This window comes from Cellulomonas sp. Leaf334 (genome assembly GCF_001424195.1).
In the GTDB taxonomy this organism is placed as follows: Bacteria; Actinomycetota; Actinomycetes; order Actinomycetales; family Cellulomonadaceae; genus Cellulomonas.
Window position 1 is genome coordinate 151,399 of sequence record NZ_LMOO01000006.1, and the last position, 17,857, is coordinate 169,255.

The 17,857-nt window shown below is 73.1% G+C and carries 13 protein-coding genes; 12 read left to right on the forward strand and 1 reads right to left on the reverse strand.

The window, feature by feature from the left end; all coding sequences use genetic code 11:
* The first annotated feature begins 226 nt into the window (after window positions 1–226).
* The 12 genes from ileS (at window position 227) to ftsY (ending at window position 16,204) form a co-directional block, all read left to right on the forward strand.
* Complete coding sequence (ileS, locus tag ASF78_RS15335) at window positions 227–3,460, forward strand: isoleucine--tRNA ligase (RefSeq protein WP_056591258.1); 3,234 nt, start codon at window positions 227–229, stop codon at window positions 3,458–3,460.
* Window positions 3,457–4,845 (forward strand): folylpolyglutamate synthase/dihydrofolate synthase family protein, encoded by a 1,389-nt coding sequence (locus ASF78_RS15340; protein ID WP_056591261.1) that lies wholly within the window; start codon window positions 3,457–3,459, stop codon window positions 4,843–4,845. The genes ileS and ASF78_RS15340 overlap by 4 nt, the downstream gene beginning before the upstream one ends.
* Window positions 4,846–5,022: 177 nt before the next feature.
* Window positions 5,023–6,012, forward strand: a complete 990-nt coding sequence (dhaK, locus tag ASF78_RS15345) for a dihydroxyacetone kinase subunit DhaK (RefSeq protein ID WP_056591751.1) — start codon at window positions 5,023–5,025, stop codon at window positions 6,010–6,012.
* A gap of 52 nt (window positions 6,013–6,064) precedes the next feature.
* A complete protein-coding gene (gene dhaL, locus ASF78_RS15350; RefSeq protein WP_056591264.1) occupies window positions 6,065–6,697 on the forward strand; it encodes a dihydroxyacetone kinase subunit DhaL in 633 nt (210 codons plus the stop codon).
* Window positions 6,694–7,401 (forward strand): dihydroxyacetone kinase phosphoryl donor subunit DhaM, encoded by a 708-nt coding sequence (dhaM, locus tag ASF78_RS15355; RefSeq protein WP_056591269.1) that lies wholly within the window; start codon window positions 6,694–6,696, stop codon window positions 7,399–7,401. Before dhaL ends, dhaM begins: the two co-directional genes overlap by 4 nt.
* 71 nt (window positions 7,402–7,472) lie before the next feature.
* Entirely contained in the window at window positions 7,473–8,096 is a 624-nt protein-coding gene (locus ASF78_RS15360) for a TetR/AcrR family transcriptional regulator (RefSeq protein WP_056591272.1), read from the forward strand.
* 50 nt (window positions 8,097–8,146) lie between these two features.
* Window positions 8,147–9,847, forward strand: coding sequence for an MDR family MFS transporter (locus ASF78_RS15365; RefSeq protein ID WP_056591275.1), 1,701 nt, complete (start codon window positions 8,147–8,149; stop codon window positions 9,845–9,847).
* A 10-nt stretch (window positions 9,848–9,857) separates the two neighbouring features.
* Window positions 9,858–10,262 carry a DUF4233 domain-containing protein gene (locus ASF78_RS15370; RefSeq protein ID WP_056591277.1) on the forward strand — a complete coding sequence of 135 codons (405 nt, stop codon included), beginning with the start codon at window positions 9,858–9,860 and terminating at the stop codon, window positions 10,260–10,262.
* Between the two features lie 20 nt (window positions 10,263–10,282).
* The gene (gene ndk, locus ASF78_RS15375) at window positions 10,283–10,717 is read left to right on the forward strand and encodes a nucleoside-diphosphate kinase (RefSeq protein ID WP_056591280.1); all 435 of its coding nucleotides are present in this window, start codon (window positions 10,283–10,285) and stop codon (window positions 10,715–10,717) included.
* 268 nt (window positions 10,718–10,985) lie between these two features.
* A complete protein-coding gene (gene smc / locus ASF78_RS15380; RefSeq protein WP_056591282.1) occupies window positions 10,986–14,552 on the forward strand; it encodes a chromosome segregation protein SMC in 3,567 nt (1,188 codons plus the stop codon).
* A 99-nt stretch (window positions 14,553–14,651) separates the two neighbouring features.
* The gene (locus ASF78_RS15385) at window positions 14,652–14,981 is read left to right on the forward strand and encodes a hypothetical protein (protein WP_056591283.1); all 330 of its coding nucleotides are present in this window, start codon (window positions 14,652–14,654) and stop codon (window positions 14,979–14,981) included.
* Window positions 14,982–15,040: 59 nt separating this feature from the next.
* Window positions 15,041–16,204: a signal recognition particle-docking protein FtsY gene (gene ftsY, locus ASF78_RS15390; RefSeq protein ID WP_056591286.1), complete on the forward strand. Its 1,164-nt coding sequence runs from the start codon at window positions 15,041–15,043 to the stop codon at window positions 16,202–16,204.
* A gap of 16 nt (window positions 16,205–16,220) precedes the next feature.
* Here the strand turns inward: ftsY and ASF78_RS22820 are convergent, their stop codons facing one another.
* On the reverse strand, window positions 16,221–17,747 hold the full coding sequence (locus tag ASF78_RS22820) for a hypothetical protein (protein ID WP_056591288.1): 1,527 nt from the start codon (window positions 17,745–17,747) through the stop codon (window positions 16,221–16,223).
* Between the last annotated feature and the right edge of the window lie 110 nt (window positions 17,748–17,857).

Genomic DNA, 17,857 nt, shown 5'->3' on the forward strand with positions numbered 1-17,857 from the left:
ATCCTGGGCGGCACAGGCGTCGACCCGGCCATCACCGGTGAGCCTCCGGAAGAACAGGTCTCGCGAGAGGCCCCAGTAGAACCGGACGGGGCAGGCCCGTCACAGCCGCTGAGAGTGGTCGACGACCCCCCGGGGACGCCGGCAAGCGAGGTGGTACCGCGGTCGTCCCCGTCCCGGGGGTGGTCGTCCTCGCGGCCGTGAGCGAGATCGACCAGGAGAACCGACGGTGACTGCCGCACCGCGCTACCCGCTGCACCGCCCCGACTCGTCCGTGCCCGCGTCGCCGGACCTGCCCGCCCTCGAGCAGGACGTCCTCGCGTCCTGGGCGGAGGACGGCACGTTCCAGGCGTCGATCGACGCCCGCGAGGCCGGCGAGAACGGCAGCAACGAGTACGTCTTCTACGACGGCCCCCCGTTCGCCAACGGCCTGCCGCACTACGGCCACCTGCTCACCGGGTACGCCAAGGACGTCGTGCCGCGCTACCAGACGATGCGCGGCCGCCGCGTCGAGCGCCGCTTCGGGTGGGACACGCACGGGCTGCCGGCCGAGCTCGAGGCGCAGCGCCTCCTGGGCATCACGGACACCTCGCAGATCGAGGAGATGGGGCTCGCCGCGTTCAACCGGGCGTGCCGCGAGTCGGTGCTGCGGTACACGGGCGAGTGGCGCGAGTACGTGACGCGGCAGGCGCGCTGGGTCGACTTCGACCACGACTACAAGACGCTCGACGTGACCTTCATGGAGTCGGTCATCTGGGCGTTCAAGCGCCTCTACGACCAGGACATGGCGTACGAGGGCTACCGCGTGCTGCCGTACTGCTGGCGCGACGAGACGCCGCTGTCCAACCACGAGCTGCGCATGGACGACGACGTCTACCAGTCGCGCCAGGACCCCGCGCTCACGGTCGGTCTGCGGCTGGAGACCGGCGAGCTGGCGCTCCTGTGGACCACGACCCCGTGGACCCTGCCGAGCAACCTGGCGCTCGCGGTCGGGCCGGACGTCGACTACGTGACCGTCGAGCCGGGACCCGACTCGGCGCTCGCGGGGGAGCGCGTCGTGCTCGCGGCCGCCCGCCTGGGCGCGTACGCCAAGGAGCTCGGAGAGGCCACCGTCGTGGCCACCGTCACGGGTCGGGACCTGGCGGGCCGCCGCTACACGCCGCCCTTCGACTACTTCGCCGGCCGCGAGAACGCGCACCAGGTGCTGCTCGCCGACTTCGTGACCACGGAGGACGGCTCGGGCATCGTGCACCTGGCGCCCGCGTTCGGCGAGGACGACATGGTCGCGTGCGACGCGGCAGGGGTCGTGCCCGTGGTGCCGGTGGATTCGCAGGGGAAGTTCACCACCGAGGTGCCGGACTACGTCGGCCAGCTGGTGTTCGACGCCAACAAGCCGATCATCGCGGACCTCAAGGCCGGCACCGGCCCCCTCGCGCGCGTCCCCGCGGACCAGCGCGCGGTCGTGGTGCGCCACGAGACGTACGAGCACTCCTACCCGCACTGCTGGCGCTGCCGGAACCCGCTGATCTACAAGGCGGTCACCAGCTGGTTCGTGCGCGTGAGCGGGTTCCGCGAGCGCATGGTCGAGCTCAACCAGGACATCGCCTGGACGCCGGAGCACATCAAGGACGGCCAGTTCGGCAAGTGGCTGTCGAATGCGCGCGACTGGTCGATCAGCCGCAACCGCTACTGGGGCACGCCCATCCCCGTGTGGGTCTCGGACGACCCCGCGTTCCCGCGCGTGGACGTGTACGGCTCCTTGGCGGAGCTGGAGGCGGACTTCGGGCGGGTGCCGACGAACGAGGCCGGCGAGCCGGACCTGCACCGCCCGTTCATCGACGAGCTGACACGCCCGAACCCGGACGACCCGTCGGGTGCCTCGACCATGCGCCGGATCCCGGACGTGCTCGACGTGTGGTTCGACTCGGGCTCGATGCCGTTCGCGCAGGTGCACTACCCGTTCGAGAACGCGGACTGGTTCGAGCACCACTACCCGGGCGACTTCATCGTCGAGTACATCGGGCAGACCCGCGGGTGGTTCTACACGCTGCACGTGCTGGCCACGGCGCTGTTCGACCGCCCGTCGTTCCGCAACGTCCTGTGCCACGGCATCGTGCTGGGCGACGACGGCCGCAAGGCCAGCAAGTCGCTGCGGAACTTCCCCGACCCGGCGAAGATGTGGGACGTCTACGGCTCGGACGCCGTGCGCTGGTTCCTCATGTCGAGCTCGATCCTGCGCGGGGGCAACCTCATCGTCGGCGAGGACGGCATCCGCGACGGCGTGCGCCAGGTGCTGCTGCCGCTGTGGAGCACGTACTACTTCTTCACGCTCTACGCGGGGGCGGCGGACGGTGGCACCGGGTACGTCGCGACGCCGGTCGACGCCGCGCGTGCGGCCACGCTCGCGCCCATGGACCGGTACGTGCTGGCGCGCACGCGGGACCTGGTGGCGCGCACCACGGAGCAGCTGGATGCCTACGACATCTCGGCGGCCTGCGAGAGCGTCCGCGAGCACCTCGACGTCCTGACCAACTGGTACGTGCGCACGCAGCGCGACCGCTTCTGGGCCGAGGACGCCGACGCGTTCGACACGCTCTGGACGAGCCTCGAGGTGCTCACGCGCGTCATGGCTCCGCTCGCGCCGCTGGTCACCGAGGAGGTCTGGCGGGGCCTGACGGGTGGACGCAGCGTGCACCTGACCGACTGGCCGGAGGTGGACCTCGCGCCCGCCGACGAGACGCTCGTCGCCGCGATGGACCAGGTCCGTGCGGTGACGTCGACCGCGCTCGGTCTGCGCAAGGCCGCGGGCGTGCGCGTCCGGCAGCCGCTGCGGTCGCTGACCGTCGCGGTCGGTGACGCGGACGCCCTCGCGCCGTACCGCGACCTGCTCGCGGCCGAGCTCAACGTCAAGCGCGTCGACCTGGTGACCGCCGACGCGGGCACGGCCGAGCGCTTCGGCATCACGCAGCGCCTCGCGGTCAACGCCCGCGCGGCCGGCCCGCGACTGGGCCGCGGTGTGCAGGCGGTCATCAAGGCGGCGCGGGCCGAGTCCTGGCGTGTGGACGGGGACGCGGTCGTGGTCACCACCGACGACGGCGACGTGGCGCTCGAGCCGAGCGAGTACGAGCTGACGACCGTGGTGGGTGGCGAGGGCGGTGCTGCGGCGGTCCTGCCCGGTGGCGGCTTCGTCGTGCTCGACCTGACGCTGGACGACGAGCTGCGCGCCGAGGGCTACGCCCGGGACGTCGTGCGCGTGGTCCAGGACGCCCGCAAGGCCGCCGGGCTGCAGGTGGGGGACCGGATCCTGCTCACGCTCGACGTCCCCACGGAGCACGTCGCCGCGGTCGAGCAGCACCGCGACACGATCGCCCGCGAGACCTTGGCGCTCTCGGTCGAGATCGAGACGGGGCCGACGCTGCAGGCCTCCGTCGAAGCCGTCGACGCCGGAGGGTACGAGGCATGAGCCCGCGTGAGCACGGAGGGGCCGACCACCTGCGCTCGGAGGCGGAGAAGGAGGCCAGGGCGGCCGCCGACGAGGTGTACCGCGGCATCCTGGCGCGCGCCCCCGAGCACGAGATCGACCCGACGTTCGACCGGACGCTCGCCGTGATGGAGCTGCTCGGCGACCCGCAGAAGGCGTACCGGGTCGTGCACGTCACGGGCACCAACGGCAAGACGTCGACGTCGCGCATGGTCGAGCGGCTGGTCCGGGAGCACGGCCTGCGCACGGGCCGGTTCACGAGCCCGCACCTGTCCCGTGTGAACGAGCGCATCGTCATCGACGGTGAGCCCATCAGCGACGAGCGGTTCGTCGAGGTGTGGCAGGACGTCGCCCCGTACGTGCACCTGGTCGACCAGCGCTCCGCGGCGGAGGGCAAGCCGCAGCTGTCGTTCTTCGAGGTGTTCACCGTGATGGCCTTCGCGGCGTTCGCGGACGCACCGGTGGACGTGGCCGTGGTCGAGGTCGGCATGGGCGGTCTGTGGGACTCGACGAACGTCGCCGACGGCGAGGTCGCGATCATCACGCCGATCTCGATGGACCACGAGCGCTACCTGGGCGACACCCTGCTCGACATCGCGTCGGTCAAGGCGGGGATCGTCAAGGACGGCGCGACCCTGGTCCTGGCCGCCCAGCAGGAGGACGTCGAGGGCGTGGTGCTGGCCGCCGCGGCGGAGAAGGGCGCACGCGTCGTGCGCGAGGGTGTGGACATCGAGGTCGGCGAGCGTCAGGTGGCCGTCGGTGGCCAGCTCATCACGCTGCAGACGCTCGGCGGCACCTACACGGAGATCTTCCTGCCGCTGCACGGCGAGTTCCAGGCGCACAACGCCCTGCTCGCCCTGACCGCGACGGAGGCGCTCCTCACGGGCGGCCGGGCGCTGGACCCGGGCGTCGTCGAGGTCGCGTTCGCCGACGTTGACTCGCCGGGCCGGCTGGAGGTCGTGCGCAGCAGCCCGACGATCATCGTCGACGGCGCGCACAACCCCGCCGGGGTCGAGGCGCTCGTCGACGCGATCGAGGAGGCGTTCGAGTTCCACCGGCTCGTCGGCGTCGTCGGCGTGATGGCGGACAAGGACCCCGAGGGCATGCTGTCGCTCCTCGAGCCGCTGCTCGCCGAGGTGGTGATCACCCGTGCGTCGAACACGCGCGCGCTCGAGGTCGAGGACCTCGCCGAGGTGGCCATCGACATCTTCGGCGAGGACCGGGTGCACGTGGCCGAGCGGCTGAACGACGCGCTCGACCTCGCGGTGGCCCGGGCGGAGAGCGAGGTCGAGCGAGGATCGGGCGTGCTCGTCACCGGCTCGATCCTGCTCGTGGCGGAGGCGCGGCGGCTGCTCGGCCGTCCCTGACGTCCTGGTCATCCGTCCGGTTCGCCCGTCGGGCGGTGCACGAACGTGCACCGACGGCGCACGTCCTCCCCTTGACGGCCCTTCGCAGCGACAACATGGTGAGACCTGTCGGGACGTCGAAGGTCGCGACGGACGCGCGGGCCCCGCCGTGGGCGCCCGGTGGAAGGGATGGCCGCTGTGAAGAAGCTCATCAACGACCCGCAGACCGTCGTGGCCGAGTCGCTCGACGGGTTCGGGGCGGCCCATCCGGACGTGGTGGCGATCCACCGTGACCCGTGGTTCGTCACGCGCGCCGGCGGCACGTCGGCCGGCAAGGTCGGTCTGGTCAGCGGGGGCGGCAGCGGGCACGAGCCGTTGCACGGTGGCTTCGTCGGCGTCGGCATGCTCGACGCGGCCGTCCCGGGCGCGATGTTCACGTCGCCGACCCCGGACCAGATCGCCCCGGCCCTCCAGGCGGCCGACGCGGGCGCGGGGGTGCTGGCGATCGTGAAGAACTACACGGGCGATGTGCTCAACTTCGAGATGGCCGCCGAGGTGGCCGACGACGTCGATGTCCGGACCGTGGTGGTCAACGACGACGTCGCCGTGGAGGACTCCCTGTACACCGCGGGCCGCCGTGGCGTGGCCGGCACGGTCGCCGTCGAGAAGATCGCGGGCGCGGCCGCCGAGCGCGGGGACGACCTCGACGCCGTCGTCGCCGTCGCGGAGAAGGTCATCGCGAACGTGCGCTCGATGGGGGTCGCGCTGACCGCCTGCACGGTCCCGCACGCGGGCAAGCCGAGCTTCGACCTGCCCGACGACGAGATCGAGATCGGCATCGGGATCCACGGTGAGCCGGGCCGTCGGCGCATCCCGCTGGCGAGCGCCGACGAGATCACCGAGCTGCTGCTCACGCCCGTCGCGGACGACCTGGGACTGACCGGCGGCGAGAAGGTGCTGCTGTTCGTCAACGGCATGGGCGGCACCCCCGCCTCGGAGCTCTACGTGGTCTATCGTCAGGCCCGCGCGTTGCTCGAGGGCCGAGGGGTCGAGGTGTCCCGCTCGCTCGTCGGCAACTACGTGACATCGCTGGAGATGCAGGGTGCGTCGGTCACGGTCCTCCGCCTGGACGACGAGCTGACCGCGCTCTGGGACGCCCCTGTGCACACGACCGCCCTGCGGTGGTGACTGCGAGGGACGTGGCCGGAACGGTGATCCAACAGGTCGAGGGAGCGTGGGCATGACGCTGGACGTGGCGTGGGCGGTCGACTGGGTGCGTCGCTCGGCGCAGACCGTCACCGAGCACCGGCAGGAGCTCATCGAGCTGGACCGGCAGATCGGCGACGGTGACCACGGCGAGAACCTGTTCCGCGGCTTCTCGGCGGTCGTCGCCAAGCTCGACGCGCTCCCGGCGGAACCCGCGGACATCGGTGAGGTGCTCCGGCTCGTCGCGACGACCCTCATGTCGACGGTCGGCGGCGCCGCCGGCCCGCTGTACGGCACGGCGTACCTGCGTGCCGCGAAGGCCACCGGCGTCACCCAGCTCGACAGCCACGGGGTCGTCGCGCTGCTCGAGGCGGCGCTCGAGGGGATCGTCGCGCGCGGCAAGGCGACCACGGGCGAGAAGACGATGGTCGACGCCTGGACACCTGCGACGGAGGCCGCGGTGACGGCTGCAGACGGCGGGGCGTCACCGGCCGAGGTGCTCGCAGCGGCGGCCGACGCCGCGCACGAGGGCGCCGAGGCCACGATCCCGCTCGTGGCGACGAAGGGCCGCGCGAGCTATCTCGGGGAGCGGTCCGCCGGGCACCTCGACCCGGGTGCCCGGTCGACGGAGCTGATCTTGCGGGCCGCTGCACAGGCGGCCGCGTGACGCGCGAGCTCGCTCCTGTCGCGCTCGTCCTGGTGTCCCACTCCCGCGCTCTCGCGCAGGGCGCGGTCGAGCTCGCCGGTCAGATGGCGCCGGGCGTGCTGCTGATCGCCGCGGGAGGCACGGACGACGGCGGGCTCGGGACCAGCTACGAGGCCGTCGAGCGCGCGCTCGTCGAGGCGACGCAGGACGGCCGTTCCGCGGTCGTGCTGACGGACCTCGGATCGGCGGTGCTCACGACCGAGTCCGTGCTGGAGCTGCTGGACGAGGACGTCGCCTCGCGGGTGCGCCTCGCGGACGCGCCCTTCGTGGAGGGTGCCGTCGCCGCTGCCGTGACGGCGCACGGGGGAGCGGACCTGGGAGGCGTCCTGGCGTCCGCGGTGCACGCGGGCTCGACGTTCGGGGACGCGGCCGAGTCGCCCGCGCAGGCCGGCGCATCGTCCGACGACGGCGTGCTCCGGGCGGTGGCCGTGCTGCGCAACCCGCTCGGTCTGCACGCCCGCCCCGCCGCGGTCGTCGCGCGGATGCTCGCGGCGTACGACGCCAGGGTCCGGGTCAACGGCGCCAACGCCGCGAGCGTGCTGGAGCTGATGAAGCTGGGCGCCAAGCAGGGCGTCGAGCTGCACATCGAGACCGAGGGACCGCAGGCCGCCGAGGCCCGCGACGCGCTCGTCGCCGCGGTCGAGGGCGGCTTCGGCGAAGTCTGACAGTTGCTGTGATCAACTGCACATGAACTTGCGTCCGCTGCAAAGTTGCAGTGTGTGTAAAGTTGCACCTCGTGCAGAACTCATCGGTCGACGAACCCGCCCTCGGGCTGCGTGAGCGCAAGAAGCGCGCCCGCCGCGAGGCGCTGATCGACGCGACCCACCGGCTCGTCGCCGAGCACGGACTCGACGCCGTCACGGTCGAGGCCATCTGCGAGGAGGCCGGCGTCTCCGCCCGCACGTTCTTCAACTACTTCGAGACGAAGGACGACGCCGTGCTCGGCCACACCCCGTGGCCGCTCGACTCGGCAGCGACGGAGGAGTTCGCGACCGGCGGACCCACGGGTCACCTGCTCGCCGACCTCCAGGCTCTGGTGAGCTCGTTCCTCACCGACGCCCCCATCGGTCGTCAGCGGGTGGCACGCGCCCTCGAGCTCGCCGCCAAGGAGCCGCGGCTGTTCGCCCGGCACCTCGCCTGGATGGAGCAGCACAAGGGCCAGCTCTCGGCACTGATCGAGCGGCGGTTGCAGATGGGCACAGCCGACGACGCTGCACTTTCCTCCGAGATCGTCGGCTCGACCCTGCTCTTCCTGACCCACGCGACCTTCATGCGCTGGGACGCGGCCGGCGGCACCGGCACCGCGGACGAGCACGTCAGCGCCGTCGTCGCCGACCTGCGCTCCATCCTCACCGACTGACCCCCCGAACCACCGCCCCCACCCGCACCCGCAGAACGAGGTCCTCCCGCATGGCCACCGCAGCCCCACCGGCTCCCGCGACCGACAAGCCGTTGATCCACCTGACACCCAAGACCGTCTGGCTCATCTTCGGTGCGCTCATGGCGGGCATGTTCATGTCCTCGCTCGACCAGTCGATCGTCGGCACCGCGATGCCGACCATCGTCGGCGAGCTCAACGGGGTCGAGCACCAGGGCTGGGTCGTGACGGCCTACATCCTGGCCATCGCGATCGTCATGCCGCTGTACGGCAAGTTCGGTGACCTCTGGGGCCGGCGCTGGCCGTTCCTCATCGCCATCGGGCTGTTCACCATCGCCTCGGCCGGTGCCGGGTTCGCGCAGTCGTTCGGTGAGCTCGTGTTCTGGCGCGGCGTGCAGGGCCTCGGCGGCGGCGGTCTGATGATCCTGTCGCAGGCGATCATCGCGGACATCGTGCCCGCCAAGGACCGCGGCAAGTACATGGGCCCGATGGGTGCCCTGTTCGGCATCTCGGCCGTCATCGGCCCGCTCCTGGGCGGTCTGTTCACGCAGCACGCCGACTGGCGCTGGTGCTTCTGGATCAACATCCCCATCGGCCTCGCCGCGTTCGCGGTGGCCTGGTTCACCCTCAAGCTCCCGACCCACCGGTCCGGCAAGAAGATCGACGTCGCCGGCATCTTCTTCATGGTGATCGCGACCTCCGGCCTCGTCCTGGCCACCAGCTGGGACAGCTGGACCGGCAACCGCGGCTACGACTGGTCGGACCCGGGCCTGCTCGCCCTGGTGATCGGCACGCTCGTCTCGATCGCGGCGTTCATCATGGTCGAGCTGCGTGCCGAGGAGCCGCTCCTGCCGCTGCGCCTCTTCAAGAACCCGACCTTCACCATCGCCACGGCCATCGGCCTCATCCTCGGCATGGGCATGTTCGCCGCCCTGGCGTTCCTGCCGACGTTCCTGCAGATGTCGACCGGCGCGGGCGTCACGGAGTCCGGCTTCCTGCTGCTCCCGATGATGGTCGGTGTCATGATCACGGCGATCGGCTCCGGCATCGCGATCACGAAGACCGGCCGCTACAAGATCTTCCCCGTGGTCGGCCTCGCCATCACCACCGGCGGCGTCGCGTGGCTCACGCAGATCACCGGTGACATGTCGATGTGGCTCTTCGGCGCCATGATCTTCGTGCTCGGCGCCGGCATGGGCCTGGTCATGCAGACCATCGTGCTGGCCGTGCAGAACTCGGTCGACCCGCACGAGATCGGGACGGCCACGAGCACGAACAACTTCTTCCGCGAGATCGGTGCGGCGGTCGGCACGGCGCTGTTCAGCACGATGTTCACCACCAAGCTGGCGGACAACCTGGCCGGGGTCTTCGCCGGCGCGCCCGCAGGGTCCGGTGGCGAGGCCTCCAGCCTGACGCCGGCCGCGGTGCAGGCCCTGCCCGAGCCGCTGAAGACCGGAGTGATCGACGCGTTCACCAACGCCCTCGCACCCTCGTTCTGGTACCTCGTGCCGGTGGTCGCCGTCGGCTTCGTCCTCGCCCTGTTCCTGCGTGAGGTCAAGCTCTCCGACGTCGCCGGCATGGTGGCCCGTGGCGAGGCACTCGCGGCCGACGGCTCCGGAGTCGCCTCCGAGCGGGTCGACGGCGCGGTCGTCGTCGACGACCTGTCCGCGGGGGACGTCCCGACGCAGCGCGACGCGGCACCCGACGACATCGAGGCCGGCGTCCGCCGGTAACCTTCCCCTCATGAGCTCCACCGTCCCGGACGGCGGCCAGGCCGTACGCCGCAAGCGCCCCGCGAAGCCCCAGTTCACCCAGACCATCCTCGTCCTCGAGGCCGTCCTGGTGTTCTTCGCGACGCTCGTGGCGTACGGCCTGCGGCTCGCCGAGCCCGCCGCGATCTGGTGGGTCGGCGGGGCGCTGTCGGTGACCTTGATCGTGCTCTCGGGTCTCATGACCCGCCCCGGCGGCTACGTGGCCGGGTCGGTCGTGCAGGGGGTCGTGCTGGCGGTCGGGTTCGTGATCCCGATGATGTTCGTCGTGGGCGGCATCTTCGTGATCCTGTGGATCGTCGCGCTGCGGCTCGGGGGCCGGATCGACCGGGAGCGGGCCGAGTACGACGCCGCGAACCCGGGGGCGGTCGGGCCGTAGCCGAGGTTAGGGTTCAGCCCATGACTGACGCACCCACCACGCAGCGCACCCTCGTCCTGGTCAAGCCGGACGGTGTCCGCCGCGGACTGTCGGGCGAGATCGTCCGCCGCATCGAGGCCAAGGGCTACACGCTCGTCGCGGTCGAGCTCCGCCAGGCCGACGAGGCCCTGCTCGCCGAGCACTACGCCGAGCACGCCGGGAAGCCGTTCCTCACGCCGCTGATCGAGTTCATGCGGTCCGGCCCGGTGCTCGCGGTGGTCGCCGAGGGCCACAAGGCGATCGAGGGCTTCCGCTCCCTGGCCGGCGCCACCGACCCCACCGTCGCCGCGCCGGGCACCATCCGCGGTGACCTGGGCCGCGACTGGGGCCTGAAGGTCATCCAGAACCTGGTGCACGGCTCGGACTCCGAGGAGTCCGCGGCCCGCGAGATCGCCCTGTGGTTCCCCGCCCTCTGAGCCGATGACCGGCCGCCCCGCGGACTGGGTCGCCGACGCCTGCGCCGAGCTCGGCACGGACGTGGTCGTCGCCTGGTTCGTGGGGCTGCCGCGGCGCTGACCCGGGTGCACGAGCTGGGCGAGGCCGCGGGCGCGACCGGGACGTCGCACGACGGCGCCTCGCGGAGCGTCTCGACGTGCCCGATCCGGCGTCCCCGCGCGGCTGAGCCGCACCGCCGAGCGGGTGGACGTCCCCGGGGCTGCGTCGCGCGCGCCTTAGGCTTCGTGGGTGCACCTCAAGACCCTCACCCTGCGGGGGTTCAAGTCGTTCGCCTCGGCGACGACCCTGAACTTCGAGCCGGGCGTCACCTGCGTGGTCGGGCCCAACGGCTCGGGCAAGTCCAACGTCGTCGACGCCCTGGCCTGGGTGATGGGGGAGCAGGGCGCCAAGTCGCTGCGCGGCGGCAAGATGGAGGACGTCATCTTCGCGGGCACCGCCGGGCGCCCTCCGCTGGGCCGCGCCGAGGTGGCGCTCACCATCGACAACGCCGACGGCGCCCTGCCGATCGAGTACTCCGAGGTCACCATCTCGCGGACGCTGTTCCGCAACGGCGGGTCCGAGTACGCGATCAACGGGCAGGGCTGCCGGCTCCTCGACATCCAGGACCTGCTGTCCGACTCCGGCCTGGGCCGCGAGATGCACGTCATCGTCGGCCAGGGTCAGCTCGACGCGGTGCTGCGCGCGACGCCCGAGGAGCGCCGCGGGTTCATCGAGGAGGCGGCGGGCGTCCTCAAGCACCGCAAGCGCAAGGAGAAGGCGCTCCGCAAGCTCGAGGCGATGCAGGCCAACCTGACGAGGCTGGGCGACCTCACGGGGGAGATCCGGCGTCAGCTCGGCCCGCTCGGCCGGCAGGCGGAGGTCGCCCGCAAGGCGGCGGTCGTCCAGGCCGACCTGCGCGACTCCCGCGCTCGCCTGCTGGCCGACGACCTCGCGCAGCTGACGTCCACGCTCGAGCAGGAGATCGCCGACGAGAGCGCCCTGCGCGTCCGTCGCGAGGAGGTGGAGGGCGCGCTGGCCGCCACGCGCGCCCGCCTGGCGACGCTCGAGCGCGAGGCCGCCGAGGCCGCACCCGCCCTGAGCGAGGCCAGCGAGGTCTGGTACCGGCTCTCGTCGCTGCGCGAGCGCCTGCGCGGCACGGCGTCCCTGGCCGCCGACCGGGTCCGTCTCCTCGGCAGCGCCGGGCCGGAGCGCACCGGCGGGTCGGACCCCGACGACCTGGCCGCCCAGGCCGAGCGCGTCCGCTCCGCGGAGGCCGAGCTGGCCAGCGAGGTCGAGCTGTCGCGGGCCGCCCTCGACGCGGCCGTCACCGCGCGGCAGGAGGCCGAGGCCGAGGCGACGGCCGCCGAGAAGGAGGTCGCCACCGCGCTGCGCGGCGCCGCCGACCGTCGCGAGGGCGTCGCCCGGCTCGCCGGTCAGGTCGCTGCGCGCCGCAGTCGCGTCGAGGCGACGCAGGCCGAGCTCGGACGACTCCGGGAGTCGCTGACCGCCGCCGAGCAGCGCGGCCAGGAGGCGACGACGCAGTTCGCCGTGCTGGAGTCGCAGGTCGCGGGTGTCGAGGAGGGCGAGGAGGGGCTCGACGCCGAGCACGAGGCCGCCGTCGAGGCCCTCGAACGCGCGACCGAGCGGCTCACCGCCCTGCAGGAGCAGCTGAGCGCCGCCGAGCGCGAGCGCACCGCCCTGGAGTCCCGTGCCGAGACCCTCGAGCTCAGCCTGACGCGCAAGGACGGGGTCGGTGCGCTCCTCGCCGCGGACGGCCAGCCCGGTCTCGTCGGGTCGGTCGCGGCCCTGCTCGCGGTCGACCCGGAGAACGAGGAGGCGATCGTCGCCGCGCTGGGTGCCGTCGCCGACGCCGTGGCGGTGGACTCCGTCGACGCGGCCGTCGACGCCATCCGCTACCTGCGCACCGAGGACGCGGGCCGGGCGACGCTGCTGGTCAGCGGCACGTCGGCCCCTTCCACCCCGATCGTGGACGTCCCGGCCGGAGCGGCCCGCGCGGTCGACCTCGTCCGCGCCCCCGAGCACGTCCGCGCGGCCGTCGAGACCCTGCTCGCCGACGTCGTCGTGGTGGACGACCTCGCCGCCGCCCGCGCGATCGTCGCCACCCGCCCGGACCTCGTCGTCGCCACGCGCACCGGCGACGTGCTGTCCCGGCACCGCGCGTCGGGCGGCTCCGCGACGGCACCCAGCGCCCTGCACCTGCAGTCGGCTCTCGACCAGGCACGTTCGGGCGCGGCGAGGGCGACGGCGGACGCCGAGCGCGTCCGGTTCGAGCTCACCGGCGCCACGGAAGCGCTGACCGCGGCACGCGACGCGCACGAGCGCACCCTCGACCGGCTCAACGAGTCCGACGCCGCGCTCGCCGCCGTGGCGGAGCAGCTGGGCCACCTCGGCTCGGCGGCCCGGGCGGCGAACGCCGAGGCCGCGCGGCTGCAGCAGTCGCTGGAGGCCGCGTCGCGGACGCTGGAGGCCGACACCGCTGAGCTCACCGAGCTCGCCGAGCGGCTGGCCGCCGCCGAGGTGGAGCCCGCCGAGAGCGAGGCGGCCATCGTCGAGGGCAGCGCCCGTCGGGACCGGCTGGCGGAGCTGGCCACCGCCGCGCGCGCCCGGGAGACCGAGGCCCGGCTGACGTTGCGCACCGGTGAGGAGCGCGCACGCGCCCTGTCCGGTCGCGCCGAGTCCCTCGAGCGGGCCGCCCAGACCGAGCGGGTCGCCCGCGAGCGCGCCGCCGAGCGCGAGCGTGCCCGGTCGCGGCAGGCGAGCGTCGCCGAGGCCGTGCGCGACGGGGCCACCCGCGCGCTGGTCGTGCTCGACGAGTCGCTGCGCCGTGCGTCGGCCGAGCGCGACGCCGCCGAGATGGCACGCGGCGAACGGGACCGGGAGGTCAGCGCCGCCCGCGCCGAGGTCGACGTCCGCGCCACCGAGCTCGCCCAGCTCACCGACGTCGCCCACCGGGACGAGGTCGCGCGCACCCAGCAGCGCCTGCGGATCGAGGCGCTCCAGGCCCGCGCCGTCGACGACCTGGGGCTCGATCCGGCCGTCCTGCTCGAGGAGTACGGCCCGCACCAGGACGTGCCGGTCATCCCGCTGCCGGGAGCCGAGGTCGACCCGGAGGCCCCCACCACGGTCCCGTACGTGCGCGAGCAGCAGGAGAAGCGCCTCCGGGCCGCCGAGCGCGCGCTGTCCCTGCTCGGGCGTGTGAACCCGCTCGCGCTGGAGGAGTTCGCCGCCCTGGAGGAGCGCCACCAGTTCCTCGTGGAGCAGCTCGCCGACCTGAAGAAGTCCCGCGCGGACCTCCTCGAGATCGTCAAGGAGATCGACGAGCGCGTGGAGCAGGTGTTCGCGGAGGCGTACCGCGACACCGCCGCGGCGTTCGACGTCGTGTTCCCGCGGCTGTTCCCCGGCGGGGAGGGTCGGCTCGTCCTGACGGACCCCGACAACATGCTCACCACCGGCATCGACGTCGAGGCGCGACCGGCCGGCAAGAAGGTCAAGCGGCTCTCGCTGCTGTCGGGCGGGGAGCGCTCGCTCACGGCCGTCGCGCTGCTGGTGGCGATCTTCAAGGCGCGCCCCAGCCCGTTCTACGTCATGGACGAGGTCGAGGCGGCCCTGGACGACGCCAACCTCGGCCGGCTGCTCGAGATCTTCCGCGAGCTCCAGGAGGACTCGCAGCTCATCGTCGTCACGCACCAGAAGCGGACCATGGAGATCGCCGACGCCCTGTACGGCGTGACGATGCGTGGCGACGGCGTCACCACGGTCATCAGCCAGCGCATGCGGGAGGATGTCGCGGTCTGACCTGGTCCCTCCCGGTCGGCCTGTGGAGATTGTGTGCCGTTTGGCTCCCGCTGTGCGTCGTGCGGTGACGGACCGCCGCGCGGCGCGGACACTGGTGCCATGGCTGTCCTCGTCGCGATCCTTCTTGCCGTCCTCGTCGCCGCAGCCGTCCTGGTCGCTGCGAGCATCTTCTCGTCGGCGAAGGACAAGCGGGAGTCACCCCTGGCCACGTTCCGCAGCGGCCTGGCGGGCCGCAAGAACCCCGACGCCGAGCAGCGGGCCGCGGCCGCCGCAGCCGCGGTCGAGCCCGTCGACCTCTCGCTCGCGCAGTTCCTGCGCGAGACGGTCGACGAGGGCGAGGCGTACCTCCAGGTCGACGACCTGGCGGCCACCCTCCAGCGTGCCAAGGAGAAGGCCACCGGCGTCCTGCCGGGCCACCGTGACCGCTGAACCCGCGCGCGTGACGCGTCGGTTCGCGTCCTGAGCCCGCCGCCAGACACACTGTCCCGGTGACCAACGAGACGCTCGAGATCCTCCTGGCGGCCGGCATCCCGACGGCCATCGTCGTCGCGCTGACGACTCTGCTCGTCCGCCGGCGCCGCGGTTCTGCCGTGGACGAGGCCCCGCCCCCGGTCGACCTGCCGACTCCCGCCCCCGAGGTCGAGTCGACGGCGCCCCCGGTCGAGGCGCCCCCGGAGGAGGTCGAGGCACCGCCGGTCCTCGAGGTGCCCGCACCCGTCGCCGGACGCCTCTCGCGGCTGCGCGACCGGCTCTCGCGGTCAGGGTCCCCGCTCGGCGCCCGGCTGCTCGCGGTCCTGTCCAAGGACCACCTCACGGAGGACGACTGGGACGAGCTCGAGGAGACGCTCCTGCTCGCCGACGTGGGCGCGGGCCCGACGGGGGAGCTCATCGACGCGCTGCGCACCCGCGTCCGGGTCGAGGGTCTCAAGGACCCGGCACAGGTCCGCGCGCTCCTGCGTGAGCAGCTGATCGCGCTCGTCGACCCGACCCTGGACCGCAGCCTCCACACCGCACCCGGCGAGGCAGCCGACGGCTCGCGCGTCCCTGCGGTCGTGCTCGTCGTCGGCGTCAACGGGACCGGCAAGACGACCACCGTCGGCAAGCTCGCCCGCGTGCTCGTGGCCGACGGCCGGACCGTCGTCCTCGGTGCCGCGGACACGTTCCGCGCCGCCGCCGCCGACCAGCTGCAGACCTGGGGCTCCCGCGTCGGCGTGCACACGGTCCGGTCCGACCGCGACGGCGCCGACCCGGCCGCAGTGGCCTTCGACGCCGTCCGCACGGGCAAGGCCGACGGGATCGACGTGGTGCTCGTCGACACGGCGGGCCGCCTGCAGAACAAAGCCGGGCTGATGGACGAGCTGGGCAAGATCACCCGTGTCATCACGCGGGAGGCGCCGCTGTCCGAGGTCCTCCTGGTCCTCGACGCGACCACGGGCCAGAACGGTCTGAACCAGGCGCGGGTGTTCAGCGAGGTGGCCGGTGTGACGGGCATCGTGCTCACCAAGCTCGACGGCACCGCCAAGGGCGGGATCGTGGTCGCCGTGCAGCGTGAGCTGGGTGTCCCGGTCAAGCTGGTCGGCCTCGGCGAGGGTCCGGACGACCTGGCCCCGTTCGACCCGCAGGCGTTCGTGGACGCGCTGCTCGGGGGCTGAGCCGGAGCGAGCCCGGTCAGGTGGCCGGGGGTTCGACCGGTGACGCGTCGTCGACCCTCGCGATCGCGACGACGCCGGCCGCCACGAGCGCAGCGGACACGAGACCGGCCAGGACGAGCGGCGCCACGAGCGACATCGCGACGGCGACGCCCGTCGACGTGGCGACGACCAGCCAGGCGACGCGCCTGCCCCGCGCGGTGGCCGCCGCGACCATGAGCGTCGCGGACACGACGGTGAGACTGCCGACGACAGCGGTCGGGATCAGGGACCCGAAGATCAGGTTCGCGCCGACGTCCACGCCGTCGACGGTTGCCCACGACTGGTTCGCGAGCACCGCGAGCGCGGAGACGACCGCGGCGACGACGCCGACACCGGACCGGGTGTGGGTCCGCCTCGAGCGGGGGAGGCGACGCCGGCTCAGCGCGAGCGTGAGCAGTCCGGCCGGGGCGAGGAGCACGATGCCCACGGGTACCGGGTGGTGCAGGGTGGTCGGCTCGCCCGGGAGCGGCACGACCACCTCGTCGCCGGACCGGTAGGTGAACCCGATACGGGTCCAGGTGCCGTCCTCGTCGCGGACGGCGACGCCGTCGGCCGCGTTGGCGGCGTACACGCGGTAGCCGTCCGGCGTCGTCTGGACCGCCACGCCGACGGTCTGCAGGGTGGGGTGCTCCGTCCCGTAGCGCTGCTCCAGCCCGGCGAGCGTGTCGCCCGTGACGGCCCAGTCCTCCTGCCACGTCTCGCCGGCGTCGTCGCTGCGGTCGACGCCGAGGCCCTGGTCCGCGGCCCGGAAGCACGGGGTGTCGTCCGGCGGTACGCACACGGACTGCTGGGTGCCGCCGGCGCGCTCGACCTGGCTGGTGATCAGGCCGGCCTCGTCCGAGCTTCCGGCGATCCTCTGCCAGTGCGCCCCGCCGTCGTCCGTCAGGTGCCAGGTCGCGCCCTCGGGGTCGTACGACGAGGAGTCGCCGACGGCGACGACGTCACCGAGGACGACGACGTGCATGGCCTCGTCCGGAGGCGTCTGGCTGGTGGCGGCGGTCGCGAGCACGGTCGCCGGGATCAGGACGAGGACCAGGGCGGCCCGGGGTGCGCGACCCCGGCTGGTCCGGGTTCCGCGCGCGACCGCCCAGGCGACCGCCAGCGCCGGCAGGACGAGCAGGTCGGTCGCGTCGGCGAGGACGACGCTCGGGCCGGCCAGGGCGCTGAGCACCGACGACGCCGCCTCCGCACCCGCCACCGACGACTTCACGACCACGAAGGCAGCGCCGGCCAGGACGAGGCCGGCGAGCGCGCACGCACGCGCGGTCGCTCGGCGGACGCCGGCGACGTGCGCGGCACCGCCCAGCGCGGTGGCCAGCAGCGGCGGCGCGACCAGCAGCCACGCGACGTCGGAGACCTTGCCGGTCCACCAGGTGCCGTACGCGGCCTTGAGCACGTGGTCGTTGACCACCAGGAGGACGAGGGCGGCGCACGTGCTCCAGTGGGTCAGCCACGCGAGCACGGCGACGGACGGAGAGGCGACGCGCGCGTCGGGGAGGGCCACCCCGAGGTCATCGACAGACCCGGCGCGGACCTTGATCGGGACGCTCCGCGGGTCGTCCGGAGCGCCCCGGTTGCTGGACGTCTGCTCACCACGAAACGAGACGTTTACCT